Source organism: Maribacter sp. 1_MG-2023 (assembly GCF_030547005.1).
Lineage (GTDB): Bacteria > Bacteroidota > Bacteroidia > Flavobacteriales > Flavobacteriaceae > Maribacter.
Genome location: NZ_JAUOPN010000006.1, coordinates 225,542 through 243,048 on the forward strand (window position 1 = coordinate 225,542; position 17,507 = coordinate 243,048).

Consider the following 17,507-nt stretch of genomic DNA (forward strand, 5'->3'; position numbering starts at 1 on the left):
AAACATTGTACCTTAGCCTTAAAATAAGATTGATTTGGAAATAGAGAGTATCAGTGTTTTCGATATGCTTAAAATTGGTGTAGGCCCTTCAAGTTCCCACACGCTCGGTCCATGGCGCGCTGCCGAAAGGTGGTTAGCTCGTTTAAACTCGAAAGACAACCTCGAAAAAGTTGAAGAAGTTGAAGTACACCTATATGGTTCGTTATCGCTAACAGGTAAAGGTCATGCTACTGACTATGCCGTTATGTTAGGTTTATTAGGTGCCGATCCAGAATTAGTGCCAATTGACACTATTGACCCGTTAATTGATAAAATTAAAAAAGAACATGTTTTGCATTTAGATGGTAAGTACAGCATCAATTTCGATCCAAGCAAACATATTATATTCAATAGAGCGTTTCTACCATTTCATGCTAACGGATTAAAGTTTAAGGCAAAACTGAAATCTGGTAGAATCATTTCAAAAACATACTACTCTATAGGCGGCGGTTTCGTTGTTAGCGAAGAGCGAAAAAATGCCAAACGAAAAGTTGACATGTTCAATAAGTTTCCTTTTCCGGTGCAGAAAGGAACTGAGTTATTAGATTTTTGTAATACGGAAGGATTAAAAATTTCTGAACTGGTTTTACAAAATGAAAGATCCTTACGAGATAATGAGAAAATCGATCATGAATTAAATCGCATTTGGTCTACAATGTTAGAATGCATGTATACCGGATGCCATACAGAAGGAACTTTACCTGGCGGATTAAATGTAAAACGTCGTGCTTTTGAAATGCACACGAAGCTAAAAAGTGACCTGCCCTACTCCACGCCCGAAGAATGGTTACAGACCATACGCCAGACAGAAGTAAAATTTCGACAGATCTTACAATGGGTAAGTTGTTTTGCATTAAGCGTGAATGAGGTAAATGCATCTTTAGGTCGTGTTGTTACTGCACCTACAAATGGCAGCGCGGGAGTAATACCAGCTGTATTAATGTATTATATGGTCATTGAAAACCATGCAGGTAATTTTGAACATGTAAAACAATTTTTATTGGTTGCAGGCGAAATAGGTAGTATTTTCAAAAAAGGAGCTACCATATCGGCGGCTATGGGTGGTTGCCAAGCAGAAATAGGTGTATCGTCAGCCATGGCTGCAGGTGCACTTACAGAATTATTAGGCGGCACTCCCGAACAAGTACTTATGGCAGCAGAAATTGCAATGGAGCATCATTTAGGACTCACCTGCGATCCTATCGGAGGTTTGGTTCAAATACCATGTATAGAACGAAACTCTATGGGTGCCATAAAAGCTATTAATGCCGCAGAGCTTGCATTGGGTTCTGACCCTACAGCAGCAAAAGTTCCATTAGACAAAGTAGTACAGACCATGTGGGAAACCGCAAAAGATATGAGTTCTAAATACAAAGAAACCTCTGAAGGCGGATTAGCGGTTGGTGTTTTCTTGAGTGATTGTTAAATCTGTTTTAAAACAAAGTACCTCCTCATTTGTAGTTGTATAAATGAAGCCCCTTTTGTTATACGCGTTTATTCCGCTAAATTTAATGTATGAAAAACCTGATTTCTGAAAGGGTAGCCGATTTTATAAAAAACTACCCTCCTTTTAATGTTCTTGATAGCAAATCATTATTTCAGTTAGCTGAACAAGTGCTTATTGTTTATAAGGAGAAGAACAGTGTAATCTTTACGGTAGACGAACCTCAGCATTCACATTTTTATTTAGTTCATAAAGGCGCTGTTACTTTAAACAATCCTTCTACTTCTAATATTCTTGACTATTGCGATGAAGGAGACATATTTGGACTACGCCCTCTTTTTGCCAATGAAAATTATAAGCTTGAGGCTAGAGCTCATGAAGAATGTATTCTCTACGGAATTCCTATTGACATATTTAAACCTATTGCAAAGAGGAACGAACAAGTAACTATTTTTCTGATGGAGAGTTTTGCCTCCAACACTCGCAATCCTTATGCTAAAAGCCAAAAAGGACAGCTCTTTGATCATGAAGGTGAAAAGGAAGAAGAAATCAATAAAGAGGTTGTATTACCAGATTTACAATTAGCCAGCTATTCTAAAAAATTAGTGACCTGTTCTACAAGAACAACTATAAAAAAGGCCGCTGATATCATGTCTAAAAAGAAAATTGGTTCTATTCTAGTGATAAGCAAAGATTTACCCGTTGGTATTATAACTGATAAAGATTTTAGAAACAAAGTGATATCTGGCGAGCAACCTATAACTGCTTCGGTGAAATCAATAATGACCACCCCAGTTATAACGTATCCAAAGAACTTAACGATTACACAGGCACAAATGGCCATGATGAAGAGTAACATCAGCTATTTGATTATAACTGAAGACGGCACACCTAATACTTCTGCATTAGGAATTTTATCCAAACATGATGTAATGGTTTCCCTAGGTGATAACCCGGCAGTATTGGTAAAAGCCATAAAACGTACCTCACGAATTAAAAAAATAAAGCAGATTAGAAAAAGTGTAATGGTACTGTTATCTGGATATTTAGAACAAAATATTCCTTTAGGATTAATTGCTAAGATAATTTCTGAACTGAATGATACATGTATTAAACAGGTAGTGGAAATTTCTATCGCTAAGATGGATACTCCACCACCGGTAAAATTTGCATGGTTGGCTTTAGGAAGTCAAGGTAGAAGTGAGCAGCTCTTACATACAGACCAAGATAATGCCTTAGTATTTGAAGATGTACCTGAAGAAGATTTACCAAAAACTACCACTTACTTTCTAGAACTTTCAAAACTTATAACCAAAGGATTACATACTATAGGTTACGAATACTGCCCAGCAGATATGATGGCCTCTAACCCTAAATGGTGCTTAAGTCTAGAGGAATGGAAAAACAAATTATCATACTGGATCGGTAACCCTGGCCCGAATGAGGTACTGATGTCCTCCATATTTTTTGATTATAGTTTAGCATTTGGTGAGCGAAGTTTGCTAGATAACATGTCTGACCATATTTTTAGAACCGTTCAGAATTATCCTATTTTTTTAGTGCATTTAGCCAACGGCGCACTCCAAAGTCCTTCACCAACAGGGTTCTTTAGACAATTTGTTGTAGAACAAGACGGGCAGCACAAAGATTTTTTCGACCTAAAAAGTAGAGCATTAAGACCGTTGATAGATGCAGCTCGCGTTTTAATACTATCGCATTCTGTAAAAGCGATCAGCAATACTTGGGAACGTTATGAGAAATTAGCTGAACTTGAACCTAACAACCAAGAGTTATACTTGGCATGCTCTTATGCCACCAAGGCATTATTAAAATTCAGAACAAGACAAGGATTAGCTAATCATGATTCAGGTAGATTTATTAAACTAGATCAATTGAGCAAGCAAGAAAAAATGAAATTAAAGCGCACCTTTAAAGCAATTAAAGAAATTCAAGAATTGATTACACTTCGCTTTAAGGTCACTAACTTTTTAGGATAATGGGATTATTCAAAAGAACACCTAAAAATTTACCCGATTACTGGATAAAATATGCCGAACTTTTTAAAGAGTCTGCTAGTAAAAATTTCAATGATTTAGTATTTGTAGTATTAGATACAGAGACAACAGGTTTTAGTTTTGAGGATGATCGTATACTGTCAATTGGTGCCGTCAAAATCAAGAAAGAAACCATTTCAGTACAAGAAGTATTTGACATCTATTTAGAACAAGAAAAATTTAATAAAGAAACTGTTCATGTACACGGACTCCTAAAAAAAGGACAACGAGAATGTATTAGTGAAGTTTTAGCTTTAGAGAAATTTCTTGAATATGTTGGCAATGCTATCATTGTAGCACATCATGCTGGTTTTGATATGGGAATGCTCAACACCGCTTTGGAAAGAAGTGGTTTACCCAAACTAAAAAACACGGTATTAGATACGGGGATGATCTATAAAAAAACACTGATTAAATCTTACTTAGTGCAACCAAAATCTAATTATACATTAGATGAACTTGCCGAAAAATTTTCTATTTCAAGAAAAGACAGGCATACAGCATTAGGCGACGCCTATATTACAGCAGTCGCCTTTTTAAAAATTATTTCTCGTTTAAAGGAAAAGAAAAATTTCTCCCTTAAATATTTACTTAGATAGCCTTAAAGGCTCTCCAAATAATTTAATACATTTCTATTGATACGGTCATTAATATGGGTAGTATCAGCCTTTACAAATGACTCGCCTGTTATGTGTTCGTAAAGTTCAATGTAGCGCTCAGAAACTGATTCTATATACTCATCAGTCATCTCAGGTACAGTTTGCCCTTCTAAACCTTGAAAGTCATTAGCTATCAACCACTGCCTTACAAACTCTTTAGAAAGTTGCTTTTGAGGTTCGTCAGCATCTTGTCTTTGTTGATATCCGTCAGAATAAAAATATCTTGAAGAATCAGGAGTGTGTATTTCATCAATCAATACAATTTTGCCCTCTTTTGTTTTTCCGAATTCATATTTAGTATCTACTAAAATCAACCCTCTATCGGCAGCGATTTCTGTTCCTCTTTGAAATAGTGCATAAGTGTACTTTTCTAATACAGCATAATCATCCGCAGAAACTATTCCTTTACTTAAAATATCTTCTTTAGAAATATCTTCATCATGATCTCCCATTTCTGCCTTAGTTGCAGGGGTGATAATCGGACTCGGGAATTTATCATTCTCCTTCATACCGTCGGGCATTGCAACGCCACAAAGTATTCTTTTTCCTAATTTATACTCTCTTGCTGCATGACCCGATAAATACCCACGAATGACCATTTCAATTTTAAATGGTTCGCAAGCTACACCAACAGCCACATTAGGATCAGGAGTAGCAGTTAACCAATTAGGAACAATATCTTCGGTAGAAGCCATCATTTGAGTTGCAATTTGATTAAGGATTTGTCCTTTATAAGGTATACCTTTTGGCATCACTACATCAAAAGCAGACAACCTATCAGTCGCTACCATGACCAACATATCATTATCTAAGGTATATACAGATCTCACTTTGCCTTTATAGACATTCTTCTGACCTGGAAAATTGAATTCTGTTTCGTAAATAGTATTATTTGACATGTTTAATTTTAATTGTGGTGTTCAATAGTTTTATAAGCTTCAATCACTTTCTTAACAAGTTTATGGCGAATTACATCTTTATCATCAAGGTAGATTACTTCTATACCTTCAACATTTTGTAAAATCAACAAAGCTTCTTTCAATCCTGAAACTGTTCTTCGTGGTAAATCAATTTGCCCAGGATCTCCGGTTATTAAAAACCTTGCATTTCTACCCATCCTGGTTAAAAACATTTTCATTTGAGCATGCGTGGTATTCTGAGCTTCATCTAAAATAACAAAGGCATTATCTAAAGTTCTACCGCGCATAAATGCCATTGGTGCAATTTGTATTGTTCCATTCTCTATATAATGCACCAACTTTTCTGCGGGTATCATATCCCTAAGTGCATCATACAAAGGTTGCATATAAGGATCGAGCTTCTCTTTTAGATCACCTGGCAAAAATCCTAAGTTCTCGCCAGCTTCTACAGCAGGTCTTGTTAATATAATTTTCTTTACTTGCTTCTCTTTTAAAGCCTTTACAGCAAGAGCTACACCGGTATATGTTTTGCCTGTACCAGCTGGTCCAATAACAAAAACCATATCGTTCTTTTTGGAAGCATCGACCAAACGTCTTTGGTTGGCAGTTTGGGCTTTAATTAACCTACCGCTTACACCGTGAACTAAAGTTTCTCCACTGTTCTTTGATGATTTAGATTCATCACCCTCGGAACTTGTTAAAATTCTTTCAATGCTGTTTTCGTCCAGTTTATTATACTTTATAAAATGTTGGGTAAGTAAATCGAACCGTTTTTCAAACTCTTCTAAAAGTTCTTCATCTCCAAAGACTTTGATCTTATTACCACGGGCAACAATTTTCAATTTCGGAAAGTACTTTTTTAATAAATCAATATGTTCATTTTGCTGCCCAAAAAACTCTCTCGGGCTAATTTCGGTAAGTTCTAGAATTATCTCGTTCAAACAGTCAGTTTTATTATGATTTATAGTTAGCGAAGATTAGTTTCTAATCGCTGTTTTTTGTTTAATTTTGTATATCAAATTTAAGCAAATTTTAAGTTCGACTAACCAAAAACATATCAACATTGCTGTATGGCAATAATCACCCTAACAACAGATTTCGGATTAAAAGATCACTTTGTAGCTGTATTAAAAGGCTCCATATATACAGAATTGCCCGATGCCAAAATTGTTGATATTTCGCATGACATCATGCCTTTCAACATTCAAGAATGTGCATATATTCTATCTAACTCTTACAATAGCTTTCCAAAAGGGACTATTCATATTGTAGGTGTAGATTCTGAAGAGACACCAGATAACAAGCATGTTGTAGCTCTTGTAAACGGACATTACTTTATTAGTGCAAATACCGGTGTCATTGGGCTCATCACCTCTGAAATGACCCCTGAGAAAGTGGTTGAAATAAATTTACCAGATTCCATAGCAAATTCGTTTCCTGTTTTAAATGTATTTATTCAGGTTGCCTGCCATATTGCTCGTGGTGGCACTTTAGAAATTGTTGGCAAACCATTTACAGCACTAAACGATCTAAGAGAATTTTCGCCAAGAGTAGTAGAAGACGGCAAAAAGATTATTGGCAGTGTCATCTATATTGATAACTATGGTAACGTAATTACCAATATTCGTAAAAATCTGTTTGATGCTTATAGAAAAGATCGTAATTATACCCTTATTGCACGTAATCATAAATTGAACAAAATTCACAAAGCTTATAATGACTTTATAGATTATAGTTTAGAAAAAAATCATCGCAAAAGTGCAGGAGATCTTTTGGCTATATTTAATTCGTCGGACTATATTGAATTGGCAATTTACAAAAGTAATCTTACCACAGTAGGTGGTGCCTCGACCCTATTAGGACTAGATTACAGAGATACCATTATGGTAGATTTTGAATAGTGATAGCAAATTCCATTTCATGAAAATTTAAGCGTATTTTCAAATAATACGAAATCACCAAAAGTTAATAACTAATGGTCAATTACAAATATTAAAAGCTTAAGTTAGTAATACCTAGTGTTATACACTACCTTGACCGACAACAAACTGTTAATAAGTTTGTTTCCTTAAAAAGGGCAATTAAAATATCTTTGTTGGTAACGAAAACTGCCAACAATAAGGAGTTTAAACCTATTTTTCTTGTGAACTCAAGATTAATATCAATAAAATTTAAAGAATGAAATTTATAGTTTCAAGTACCTATTTGCTAAAGCAACTTCAAATATTAGGAGGTGTGATCAACAACAGTAACACGTTACCAATTTTGGATAATTTTCTGTTCGATTTGCAGAAGGACAAACTAACCGTGTCAGCTTCCGATTTGGAAACTACCATGAGTTCGGTTATAAAAGTAGATTCTGATAACGAAGGTACTATTGCTGTACCGGCAAGATTACTTTTAGAAACTTTAAAAACCTTCCCTGAGCAACCACTTACTTTTGTTGTTGAGGATAACAATACCGTAGAAATTAGTTCTAACCACGGTAAATATGCACTAGCATATGCTGATGGTGCAGAATTCCCTAAAGCAGTTGAATTAACTAGCCCAAGTTCTACGACATTACTTGGAGATATTTTAGCAACTGCTATCAACAAAACAATTTTTGCAGCAGGTAACGATGATTTAAGACCTGTAATGAGCGGAGTCTTTTTTCAGTTTTCTCCAGAGAACTTAACGTTCGTTGCTACAGATGCACATAAATTAGTAAAATACCAACGTACTGACGTAAGAGCTTCTCAAGTAGCTGAATTCATTATGCCTAAAAAACCTTTAACATTATTAAAAGGAATATTAGCCGGTAGTGAATCTGATGTACTTATCGAGTACAATGAGAGCAACGCGAAATTCAGCTTTGAAGAAACAGAACTAATTTGTAGACTAATTGATGGTAAATATCCTAATTATGAAGCGGTAATACCAAAAGAGAATCCGAATAAACTAACTATCGCTAGAAATCAATTTTTGAGTTCAGTGAAAAGGGTTTCTATTTTCTCTAACAAAACGACACACCAAATACGTTTAAAAATAGCTGGTGCAGAATTGAATATTTCTGCAGAAGATCTTGATTACTCTAATAAAGCAGAAGAAAGATTAACATGTTCTTACCAAGGTGATGATATGCAAATCGGATTCAACTCTAGATTTTTAACTGAAATGTTGAACAACTTAGGTTCTGATGAAGTTTCTTTAGAAATGAGTCTACCAAATCGTGCAGGTATACTTACCCCAACCGATGGTTTAGATGAAGGGGAATTTGTTACTATGTTAGTAATGCCTGTTATGCTTAACAGCTAGTACCTAAAATCTATAAACTAAAAAGGGTCAGTTATTAAACTGACCCTTTTTTTTGTTTTAAAATGTGCTTACGATATAAACCGTATGGTTCCAAAGTAGCTAGGCGATTCGCCATTACTAGCCTTTATAGCATTTACTGCCGGCATTACAATTGATAAAATTCCTGCGAATATTAATAATAAGATACCGAGTCCGAATAATAAGATACCGGGAATTCCGATTACAAGATATAAGATTAAGGTTAACTGAAAGTTGATTACCGATTTACCATGCTCATCCATACCTATAACAGAATCTTTGGTAGTTAACCAAATTACTAACGGTACTACGAATCCGCCAAATCCTGTTACAAAATCTAAATATTGAGATAAATGAGTAATGACCAACAAATTGCGGTCTTCTCGAACAACTACTGCGTTTTTATTTACTAATTCCATTTTTGATTGATTTAATGATGAATACTACAAATAAGACGCATAAAGTCGCAAATTGTTACGACTTTTAAAGAAATTATAGTTTTCTATTCAATTTTGTTAGCTTCTCTTGCTCCTTCATAATTTTCATTTGACTCTTAGCAACCTTATCTTCAATTTTCTGAACATCGACAGGAGAAAGTGTTCCTTTTAATTTTCCTTTTTCAAGCTGACCTTTTAACTTTTCTACTTTTTTTTCTTCTTTAGAAATTGATTTTGCCTTAGAATCTATTTGCTTTTGAAGCTTTTCTTCTTTCTTTTTCGCTGCAGCTTCTTTCTTTTCTTTCTTAGCTTCGGCTTTTGATTTCTCTACATTCTCCTTAACCTGTTCAATTTCTTTTTCCTGAGTAACAATAATTTCACCTTTAATTTCAGGTGCATCATCCTGAGCCATAGCTAAAGAACTAACCAATATAAACCACAACAATACAAATACTTTTTTCATTTTTAAATTACATTTTATAGCATGCAAAATTACTATATAAATACATACTGAAAACAAAATGCAATTAAATTAAGAAAACTACAACAGTTAATAAATGATTATTTTTGCAAGATGATTCAAAACGATACCATAATAGCATTAGCAACTCCGGCAGGTGCGGGAGCCATTGCAATTATTAGACTTTCAGGCACAGATGCAATTACTATTGCTTCCAAGCATTTTGAATCGGTTTCAGGTAAAATTCTTGCAAACCAAAAAAGTCACACCATACATTTAGGATATATAAAGGATGGAAAAATTGTACTGGACCAAGCATTAATATCCATTTTTAAGGATCCACATTCGTATACTGGAGAAAATGTGATAGAAATATCTTGCCATGGCTCACCATATATACAACAACAAATTATTCAACTATTTCTTAGAAATGGATGTAGAACAGCGGATCCAGGTGAATTTACGCTAAGGGCATTCTTGAATGGTAAAATGGATTTGAGTCAGGCAGAGGCTGTTGCTGATTTAATTTCTAGTGATAATGCTGCTAGTCACCAAATTGCTGTACAACAAATGCGTGGTGGATTCAGCCATGAAATTAAACAACTACGAACCGAATTATTAAATTTCGCCTCATTAATTGAACTAGAACTCGATTTTTCTGAGGAAGATGTAGAATTCGCGGATCGCACTCAGTTTAAAGAACTACTTACCCGAATTCAAAAAGTATTACAAAGCTTAATAGATTCTTTTGCAGTAGGAAACGTAATTAAAAACGGAATTCCGGTTGCTATTGTCGGCGAGCCCAATGTAGGTAAATCTACCCTTTTGAACGCATTTTTAAATGAAGAGCGTGCATTGGTCTCAGATATTGCAGGAACAACCCGTGATACTATTGAAGATGAAATTTCTATAGGCGGAATAGGGTTTCGATTCATTGATACCGCAGGAATTCGCGAGACCCAAGATGTCGTTGAAGGCATGGGTATTAAGCGAACATTTGAAAAGATAGAACAAGCCCAAGTAGTTTTGTTATTGGTTGATGGTTCAAAGCTATTATCTGACGACAAAAAACTGAAGAATATTGTAATCGATTTTGAGAAGATAAAAAATCAGAATCCGCTAAAACCATTAGTCTTATTGGTTAATAAAGCAGATACCCTTTCTGAAGATGATAAGAATAAAATTGGCGCATATTTAGACGACGTAAAATATTTATCTGCAAAAACAGGCGAAGGCGTTGAGGAGTTACAGAACAGCCTTTTAGAATTTGTAAATACCGGAGCACTTCGCAATAATGAAACTATTGTAACCAACACCCGTCATTACAATTCATTACTTAAATCACTTGAAGAAATAGAAAAGGTACAGTTCGGAATGAAAGCAAATCTTTCAAGCGACCTTATGGCAATTGACGTTAAAGAAGCTTTATATCATCTAGGAGAAATTACTGGTCAAGTGACCAATGATGAATTGCTAGGAAACATTTTTGCTAATTTTTGTATCGGGAAGTAACCACAACATCAATATCAACCATGTATGGTTTCATCTTTTCCGTAGTTCTTAATTACTTCTGCTTCAAATTCTACTAACTCTTGCCAGCGTTTATCTACGTCAACATCTTGACCGTATTTACGAGCAAAGCCAATGAAAGTCGTATAATGACCCGCTTCGCTTACCATTAAATCATAATAAAACTTAGATAGTTCTGGATCTTTAATTTCTTCTGAAAGTAATTTAAAGCGTTCGCAGCTTCTTGCTTCTATCATAGCAGAAAATAATAGTCGATCTACCATAGACTGCAATCTACTTCCACCTTTATTCATGAATTTGTAAAGCTCATTTACATAGCTATCCTTACGTTCTCGACCTAATGTATATCCTCGTTCTTTAATAATATCATGAACCATTTGAAAATGCACCAATTCTTCTTGCGCCAACAGAAGTAAATCAGTCACTAAATCTGGATATTCAGAATTTAGTGTAATAATGGTAATTGCATTAGTTGCCGCCTTTTGTTCGCACCATGCATGATCCGTTAAAATCTCTTCTATATTTTTTTCTACAATATTGACCCAACGCGGGTCAGTTGCTAATTTTAAATGAAGCATGGGCTATTTGTTTTTGTAAAAATAGGAGTCAATGAAGGATATGCAACCATCAACATCCTATATATTTCAGAAATCAGAAATTATAGCCTAATTTTTATCCTTAAAAAACAACTACATATTTCTACGGTACTGCCCACCAACTTCAAACATGGCGTGCGTAATTTGACCTAAAGAACAATATTTAGTTGTTTCCATTAATTGCTCAAAAGTATTCTCATTATTCAAAGCAATATCTTGTAAAGATTTTAAAGATTCTTCTGCTATAACTGCATTTCTTTTCTGTAAATCTTCAAGATTAAATATCTGTTCTTTCTTTTCATCTTCGGTTGCACGAATAACCTCTTCTGGTATTATAGTAGGTGACCCGGTAGAAGACAAAAAGGTATTTACTCCTATAATTGGCAACTCTCCCGTATGCTTCTTCGTTTCATAATACAAACTCTCTTCTTGAATTTTGCTACGTTGGTACATGCTTTCCATTGCTCCAAGCACTCCGCCACGGTCGGTAATTCTATCAAACTCTACCATAACGGCTTCTTCAACCAAATCGGTCAACTCTTCGGTAATAAATGATCCTTGCATCGGATTCTCGTTTCTTGCCAACCCAAGCTCTTTATTAATTATCAATTGTATTGCCATTGCCCTTCTTACAGAATGTTCTGTAGGCGTGGTAATTGCCTCGTCGTACGCATTGGTATGCAAAGAATTACAATTGTCATAGATGGCGTAAAGTGCCTGCAAAGTTGTTCTAATATCATTGAAATCTATCTCTTGGGCATGTAAAGAGCGACCTGAAGTTTGAATATGATACTTCAGCTTTTGAGAACGTTCATTCCCGTTATACTTCAACTTCATAGCTTTTGCCCAAATTCTTCTTGCCACCCTACCAATTACCGCATATTCGGGATCAAGTCCGTTACTAAAGAAAAAAGAAAGGTTGGGTGCAAATTCATCAATATGCATTCCTCTAGAAAGGTAATATTCTACAAAAGTGAAGCCATTGGCAAGTGTAAATGCTAACTGACTAATAGGGTTCGCACCTGCTTCGGCAATGTGGTATCCAGAAATAGACACCGAATAGAAATTACGGACTTTCTGATTTATAAAGTACTGTTGTACATCACCCATTAATCGCAATGAAAATTCGGTAGAAAAGATACACGTATTCTGTGCCTGGTCTTCTTTTAAAATATCCGCCTGTACCGTTCCTCTTACTTTTGACAAGGCATCTGACTTTAGTTCGGCATATACATCTGCATTTAAAACTTGATCACCTGTTACACCTAACAGAAATAAACCAAGACCATCATTACCTTCAGGCAACTCACCAGCATAGGTTGGACGCTTAGCTCCCAACTTCTTATAAATGGCATCAATTTTTTTATTGACTTCAGCTTCTAATCCGTTTGCCTTAATATACTTCTCACATTGCTGATCGATGGCGGCGTTCATAAAAAATGCGGCAATAGTCGCTGCAGGACCGTTTATAGTCATTGAAACTGAAGTAGTCGGCGCACATAAATCGAAGCCGGAATATAGTTTTTTGGCATCGTCCAAGCAGCAAATACTTACTCCGGAATTCCCGATTTTTCCGTAAATATCTGGTCGATCACCTGGATCTTCACCATAAAGTGTCACAGAATCAAATGCTGTAGACAAGCGAGCTGCCGGTAATCCTTTAGAAACATAATGAAAACGTTTATTCGTTCTTTCTGGTCCGCCCTCACCAGCGAACATTCTGGTTGGATCTTCACCTTGTCTTTTAAAAGGAAAAACCCCTGCCGTAAAAGGAAATTCTCCCGGTACGTTTTCCTGTAAAGACCATTTCAATATATCTCCCCAACCTTCGTACTTAGGTAAAATTACTTTTGGTATTTGTGTCTGCGATAAAGATTTGGTCGTTGTTTCTACCTTCACCTCTTTACCCCTAACTATATACGTAAAAAAAACTCCCTCATAATTTGCCTTTTTCTCATTCCACTCGTCTATTATTTTTTTATTATGCGGATCAAGGTCTAATTGTAATTCTAGCTTCGCAGCTTCAATGGCACTTAGCACATCTTCCTTATCTTTTAATATTTCAGAAGATTCTTTTAAACTAAAAAGCTTTTGTGCAATCGCTTTTTGTTGTTCAGCTCTTTCGTTGTAATCACGAATAGTATCCGTTATTTCAGAAAGATATCTTGTTCTCTTAGGCGGAATAATGTAAATCTTCTCAGACATCTCCCTTGAACTTTCAAAGGTCGATGTTAAGTCCTTGGCATCTGTTCTAGCTACTAAAGCATCAATAACTGCTCTGTACAATTGATTCATACCCGGATCATTAAACTGGGATGCAATAGTACCATAAGCAGGAAGCTCTTCTGCAGGAGTATCCCATAACAGATGATTACGCTGGTATTGTTTTTTTACATCTCGCAAAGCATCTAAAGCACCTCTTTTATCAAACTTGTTTAGTGCTATTAAATCCGCAAAATCGAGCATATCAATTTTTTCAAGTTGTGTTGCCGCACCATATTCCGGAGTCATAACATATAAAGACACATCTGAATGCTCTGTAATTTCAGTGTCAGACTGACCTATACCCGAGGTTTCTAGAATGATTAGATCGAAACCGGCAGCTTTAGTAATATCTACGGCATCTTTCACATATTTTGACAATGCTAAATTTGACTGGCGTGTAGCCAAAGAACGCATGTAAACCCTATCATTAAAAATAGCGTTCATTCTAATACGATCCCCCAATAATGCTCCTCCAGTTTTACGTTTAGATGGATCTACAGAAATTACTGCAATCTTTTTATCCTCAAAATCAACAAGAAAACGTCGCACCAATTCATCTACTAACGATGATTTACCAGAGCCACCTGTTCCCGTAATTCCTAATACGGGAGCTACTTTTTTCGTTTCAATTTTTTTTCTGATAGTATTTAAAACATCTACATGCTTTTCAGGAAAGTTCTCTGCAGCAGTAATCAATCTTGCAATATCGGCATAACTAAGTTCCTCTACTCCACTTAATTCTACATTTAAATGTTCCCCTATCGTGAAATCACTTTTTTTAATCAAGTCATTGATCATACCCTGAAGTCCCATGGCACGACCGTCATCCGGAGAATATATTTTCTCAATACCGTAGGCATGTAATTCTTCTATTTCTTCAGGTAGAATTGTTCCACCACCACCACCGAACAACTTAATTTGCGATGCTCCTCTCTCCTGCAACAAATCATACATGTACTTGAAGTATTCTACATGACCGCCTTGATAAGAAGTAATTGCGATTGCCTGCACATCTTCTTGAATAGCACAATCAACAATTTCTTGTACCGAACGGTTATGACCTAAATGAATAACCTCACAACCCGTAGATTGTATAATTCTCCGCATAATATTAATGGCAGCATCGTGACCGTCAAAAAGGGAAGCCGCTGTAACAATACGTATATGATTTTGCGGTTTATAAGGAGTTTGTATGATATCGTTCATTTTAAATACTCAATTTAATTTTTAGCAACCTGATTTTTTTCCACGTGATAAATCAATTACGTTTCAATTAATCGTCGTTCAATACATTACAACTTTTACATATATTGATGTTACAACAACAATTTTCGGCTGATACGAAAATAAAGATTTTAATTAGCATTATTTAAATTTTCTTCAATTCTGAGCTTTAAATATGATTGATTAACAAATATGTATCTGAAATTTGCCGAATTAATATTTTTAAGATCATGTATTGATTTTCTTTACTTATTACTTCACATAAAAAAAGGTAGATTTACGACTCTTATTACTACTATATTCATGATTTATAATGACCAACTAGGAAATCAAATCAGAATTAATTCTACACTCTCTAGAATAGTTTCTGTTGTTCCCTCTATTACAGAATTATTGTTCGATTTAGGATTAGAAGATAAAGTAGTTGGTTGCACCAAATTCTGTGTACATCCAAATAAACCGTATCTCACAAAAAGGATGATTGGTGGCACAAAGGATTTGAATTTGGAAAAGATTCTAAAATTAAATCCTGATTTAATACTAGCTAACAAAGAGGAAAATGTAAAGAATCAGATTGAATTCTTAAGCGAATCTGCACCTGTATGGGTAAGCGACGTCAAAACATTTGATGACAGTCTTAGCATGATAGAACAAATTGGTCAAATAACTGCTACAACTAAACAAGCGACGGAAATCGTTAATCAACTAAATAGTACATTAAAACCAAAAAAAACATCAATAAAAGTAGTCTATCTTATTTGGAAAGACCCCTATATGACTGTTGGTGGCGACACCTATATTAGTGACATGTTAAACAGGTGCAGCTATATCAACGTGTTTGCTGACCAAAATCGCTACCCTATTGTAACCTTAGAGGAAATAAGTGATGCTAATCCAGATATAGTATTATTATCTTCTGAACCCTACCCGTTCAAGAACGAACACCTCACAGCAATTAAGAGCGCTCTAAAAAACATAGAAGTTAGATTAGCTGACGGAGAATTCTTTTCTTGGTATGGCTCAAGACAGCTACATGTAAAGCCTATTGAATCTTAAATTTATATACTAATGAGCTTAATCTTTTAATTACTATAAATTATTTACAATTTTCTATTTGAGTAGCTCCTTTTAATAATCCAATCCAACTAATAAAGTTTATGAATTTTAAATAGAGCACCATCTTTACCTAGCTACAACTCAAGGCTGAGATAACCCTAGAGGTTTAGACAATTTAAAAACTATTTCTCAGCTAAAATAATAGCGCAATTTTATAGTTATCAAGTTAGAAGATGCTGGTATAGTTCAAAACTAACAGTTCTGTCATTATACCTTGTGCAAGCACTAAAAATTGGTAACCTTAATAAACACTAACTTTGATATACACTGCATCTGCAGTTAAACAAAATCTAATTTTAATTTATGTTCAGCTTTTTCTCTAAAAAACATTTTTTAATAGATCATCTAGAAGGGTTTATCGATATCCATAATCACATATTACCAGGAATAGATGACGGCGCAAAAACTGTTGAAGATTCTATTGAACTAATAAAAGGTTTTAATGAATTTGGAGTAACAGATTTTATCTGTACTCCGCATATCATGGAGAATTACTATCCTAACAATCCTAACACGATTAACGGCTCATTATCGCTACTCAAGAATGCTTTAAAAATGAACAATTTAGAACATGTAAATGTAGTGGCTGCAGCAGAGCACATGATCGATTCTGGTTTTGAAAAAATATTAGAAGATAAAGATATTATGCCTCTAGCAAAAAACTATCTTTTAATAGAGATGTCATACTTACAGGCTTCTATTAATTTTGACAGTTCGGTTGAAAAAATAAAAAGCGCTGGCTTGTTTCCAATTTTCGCGCATCCAGAGCGGTATGCTTATTTTCACAATAAGTTGAAATCACTAAATAAGATAAAAGATAAAGGTGTATTTTTTCAATTAAACATGCTCTCTTTAAGTAACTATTATGGCAAAGATGTAAATACAGTAGCAACACATTTGATTAAAGAAAACTTAATTGATTTTATTGCTAGTGACACTCATTCAATCAATCACATAAATCATTTAAAAACGATTACAGTAAACACGGCTTTATTAGATTTATTATTCCCAATTATCACTAAGACAATTTATAGTTTTAAATAGTATTACTTAATTAAAAGTTCTTTTTGATATCTATTTCCATTTACATCTAAAATGTTAACAATATAGAATCCTTCTGTAAAATCATACAAATTGATAATCATATCAAAGTTACTTTGTAATCCATCTGGTAAAATACTTCTTATCAATCTACCTGTTATATCATAAAATTGAATTTCCTTAATTTGAATTTCATCTTTATTATTTAATGTAACAATATCAAAACTAGGATTAGGATATAAATCAAATGATATCGACTTTGTATTCATTAAACTCTTTGAAGTATTTGAGTTTATCTTTTCTAATCTTAAGTTATCATAATATACCGTACCCGCATTCTGTGAGGCATAGTTCGTAAAGAGCCAGATATCCAGCGTGGTCAGGTTTGCAGGCACTATAAAAGTTCC

At 34.7% G+C, this 17,507-nt stretch carries 15 protein-coding genes; 8 read left to right on the forward strand and 7 right to left on the reverse strand.

The window, feature by feature from the left end:
- The first annotated feature begins 40 nt into the window (after window positions 1–40).
- The 3 genes from Q4500_RS09320 to Q4500_RS09330 all read left to right on the forward strand — a co-directional run bounded on the left by Q4500_RS09320 (window position 41) and on the right by Q4500_RS09330 (window position 4,136).
- Window positions 41–1,465, forward strand: coding sequence for an L-serine ammonia-lyase (locus Q4500_RS09320; RefSeq protein ID WP_303599428.1), 1,425 nt, complete (start codon window positions 41–43; stop codon window positions 1,463–1,465).
- A gap of 89 nt (window positions 1,466–1,554) precedes the next feature.
- Window positions 1,555–3,480 carry a DUF294 nucleotidyltransferase-like domain-containing protein gene (locus tag Q4500_RS09325; RefSeq protein WP_303599410.1) on the forward strand — a complete coding sequence of 642 codons (1,926 nt, stop codon included), beginning with the start codon at window positions 1,555–1,557 and terminating at the stop codon, window positions 3,478–3,480.
- Complete coding sequence (locus Q4500_RS09330) at window positions 3,480–4,136, forward strand: PolC-type DNA polymerase III (protein ID WP_303599411.1); 657 nt, start codon at window positions 3,480–3,482, stop codon at window positions 4,134–4,136. Before Q4500_RS09325 ends, Q4500_RS09330 begins: the two co-directional genes overlap by 1 nt.
- Before the next feature lie 2 nt (window positions 4,137–4,138).
- Here the strand turns inward: Q4500_RS09330 and Q4500_RS09335 are convergent, their stop codons facing one another.
- Together Q4500_RS09335 and Q4500_RS09340 are read right to left on the reverse strand one after the other, a co-directional pair.
- Window positions 4,139–5,095, reverse strand: coding sequence for a phosphoribosylaminoimidazolesuccinocarboxamide synthase (locus tag Q4500_RS09335; protein ID WP_303599412.1), 957 nt, complete (start codon window positions 5,093–5,095; stop codon window positions 4,139–4,141).
- 8 nt (window positions 5,096–5,103) lie between these two features.
- Window positions 5,104–6,057 carry a PhoH family protein gene (locus Q4500_RS09340; RefSeq protein WP_299799211.1) on the reverse strand — a complete coding sequence of 318 codons (954 nt, stop codon included), beginning with the start codon at window positions 6,055–6,057 and terminating at the stop codon, window positions 5,104–5,106.
- Between the two features lie 129 nt (window positions 6,058–6,186).
- Here Q4500_RS09340 and Q4500_RS09345 point away from each other — a divergent pair, with 129 nt between their 5' ends.
- A complete protein-coding gene (locus Q4500_RS09345) occupies window positions 6,187–7,017 on the forward strand; it encodes an S-adenosyl-l-methionine hydroxide adenosyltransferase family protein (protein ID WP_303599413.1) in 831 nt (276 codons plus the stop codon).
- A gap of 277 nt (window positions 7,018–7,294) precedes the next feature.
- Window positions 7,295–8,413: a DNA polymerase III subunit beta gene (dnaN, locus tag Q4500_RS09350; protein ID WP_073246393.1), complete on the forward strand. Its 1,119-nt coding sequence runs from the start codon at window positions 7,295–7,297 to the stop codon at window positions 8,411–8,413.
- A gap of 68 nt (window positions 8,414–8,481) precedes the next feature.
- On the opposite strand, the gene Q4500_RS09355 is transcribed toward dnaN, so the two are convergent.
- Complete coding sequence (locus tag Q4500_RS09355; RefSeq protein ID WP_303599414.1) at window positions 8,482–8,850, reverse strand: DUF4870 domain-containing protein; 369 nt, start codon at window positions 8,848–8,850, stop codon at window positions 8,482–8,484.
- A 73-nt stretch (window positions 8,851–8,923) separates the two neighbouring features.
- Complete coding sequence (locus Q4500_RS09360; RefSeq protein WP_303599415.1) at window positions 8,924–9,331, reverse strand: hypothetical protein; 408 nt, start codon at window positions 9,329–9,331, stop codon at window positions 8,924–8,926.
- Between the two features lie 111 nt (window positions 9,332–9,442).
- On the opposite strand from Q4500_RS09360, the gene mnmE reads away from it, so the two are divergent.
- Window positions 9,443–10,840 (forward strand): tRNA uridine-5-carboxymethylaminomethyl(34) synthesis GTPase MnmE, encoded by a 1,398-nt coding sequence (gene mnmE / locus Q4500_RS09365; protein ID WP_303599416.1) that lies wholly within the window; start codon window positions 9,443–9,445, stop codon window positions 10,838–10,840.
- A gap of 14 nt (window positions 10,841–10,854) precedes the next feature.
- On the opposite strand, the gene Q4500_RS09370 is transcribed toward mnmE, so the two are convergent.
- Window positions 10,855–11,436, reverse strand: coding sequence for a tRNA-(ms[2]io[6]A)-hydroxylase (locus tag Q4500_RS09370; protein ID WP_299325025.1), 582 nt, complete (start codon window positions 11,434–11,436; stop codon window positions 10,855–10,857).
- A gap of 111 nt (window positions 11,437–11,547) precedes the next feature.
- Window positions 11,548–14,925, reverse strand: a complete 3,378-nt coding sequence (locus Q4500_RS09375) for a methylmalonyl-CoA mutase family protein (protein ID WP_303599417.1) — start codon at window positions 14,923–14,925, stop codon at window positions 11,548–11,550.
- A gap of 321 nt (window positions 14,926–15,246) precedes the next feature.
- Between Q4500_RS09375 and Q4500_RS09380 the strand changes: the two genes are divergently transcribed.
- Window positions 15,247–15,999, forward strand: a complete 753-nt coding sequence (locus tag Q4500_RS09380; RefSeq protein WP_303599418.1) for a helical backbone metal receptor — start codon at window positions 15,247–15,249, stop codon at window positions 15,997–15,999.
- 363 nt (window positions 16,000–16,362) lie between these two features.
- Complete coding sequence (locus tag Q4500_RS09385; RefSeq protein ID WP_303599419.1) at window positions 16,363–17,103, forward strand: tyrosine-protein phosphatase; 741 nt, start codon at window positions 16,363–16,365, stop codon at window positions 17,101–17,103.
- A 2-nt stretch (window positions 17,104–17,105) separates the two neighbouring features.
- On the opposite strand, the gene Q4500_RS09390 is transcribed toward Q4500_RS09385, so the two are convergent.
- Window positions 17,106–17,507, reverse strand: a 402-nt coding sequence (locus tag Q4500_RS09390; protein ID WP_303599420.1) for a T9SS type A sorting domain-containing protein, incomplete at its 5' end; no start/stop codon positions are given.

Excerpts from the sequence above, each read along its gene's own strand:
- Q4500_RS09325 (WP_303599410.1), top strand. The coding sequence starts at position 1,555 with ATGAAAAACCTGATTTCTGAAAGGGTAGCCGATTTTATAAAAAACTAC.
- Q4500_RS09330 (WP_303599411.1), top strand. The coding sequence starts at position 3,480 with ATGGGATTATTCAAAAGAACACCTAAAAATTTACCCGATTACTGGATA.
- Q4500_RS09335 (WP_303599412.1), bottom strand. The coding sequence starts at position 5,095 with ATGTCAAATAATACTATTTACGAAACAGAATTCAATTTTCCAGGTCAG.
- Q4500_RS09345 (WP_303599413.1), top strand. The coding sequence starts at position 6,187 with ATGGCAATAATCACCCTAACAACAGATTTCGGATTAAAAGATCACTTT.
- dnaN (WP_073246393.1), top strand. The coding sequence starts at position 7,295 with ATGAAATTTATAGTTTCAAGTACCTATTTGCTAAAGCAACTTCAAATA.
- Q4500_RS09355 (WP_303599414.1), bottom strand. The coding sequence starts at position 8,850 with ATGGAATTAGTAAATAAAAACGCAGTAGTTGTTCGAGAAGACCGCAAT.
- Q4500_RS09360 (WP_303599415.1), bottom strand. The coding sequence starts at position 9,331 with ATGAAAAAAGTATTTGTATTGTTGTGGTTTATATTGGTTAGTTCTTTA.
- mnmE (WP_303599416.1), top strand. The coding sequence starts at position 9,443 with ATGATTCAAAACGATACCATAATAGCATTAGCAACTCCGGCAGGTGCG.
- Q4500_RS09370 (WP_299325025.1), bottom strand. The coding sequence starts at position 11,436 with ATGCTTCATTTAAAATTAGCAACTGACCCGCGTTGGGTCAATATTGTA.
- Q4500_RS09375 (WP_303599417.1), bottom strand. The coding sequence starts at position 14,925 with ATGAACGATATCATACAAACTCCTTATAAACCGCAAAATCATATACGT.
- Q4500_RS09380 (WP_303599418.1), top strand. The coding sequence starts at position 15,247 with ATGATTTATAATGACCAACTAGGAAATCAAATCAGAATTAATTCTACA.
- Q4500_RS09385 (WP_303599419.1), top strand. The coding sequence starts at position 16,363 with ATGTTCAGCTTTTTCTCTAAAAAACATTTTTTAATAGATCATCTAGAA.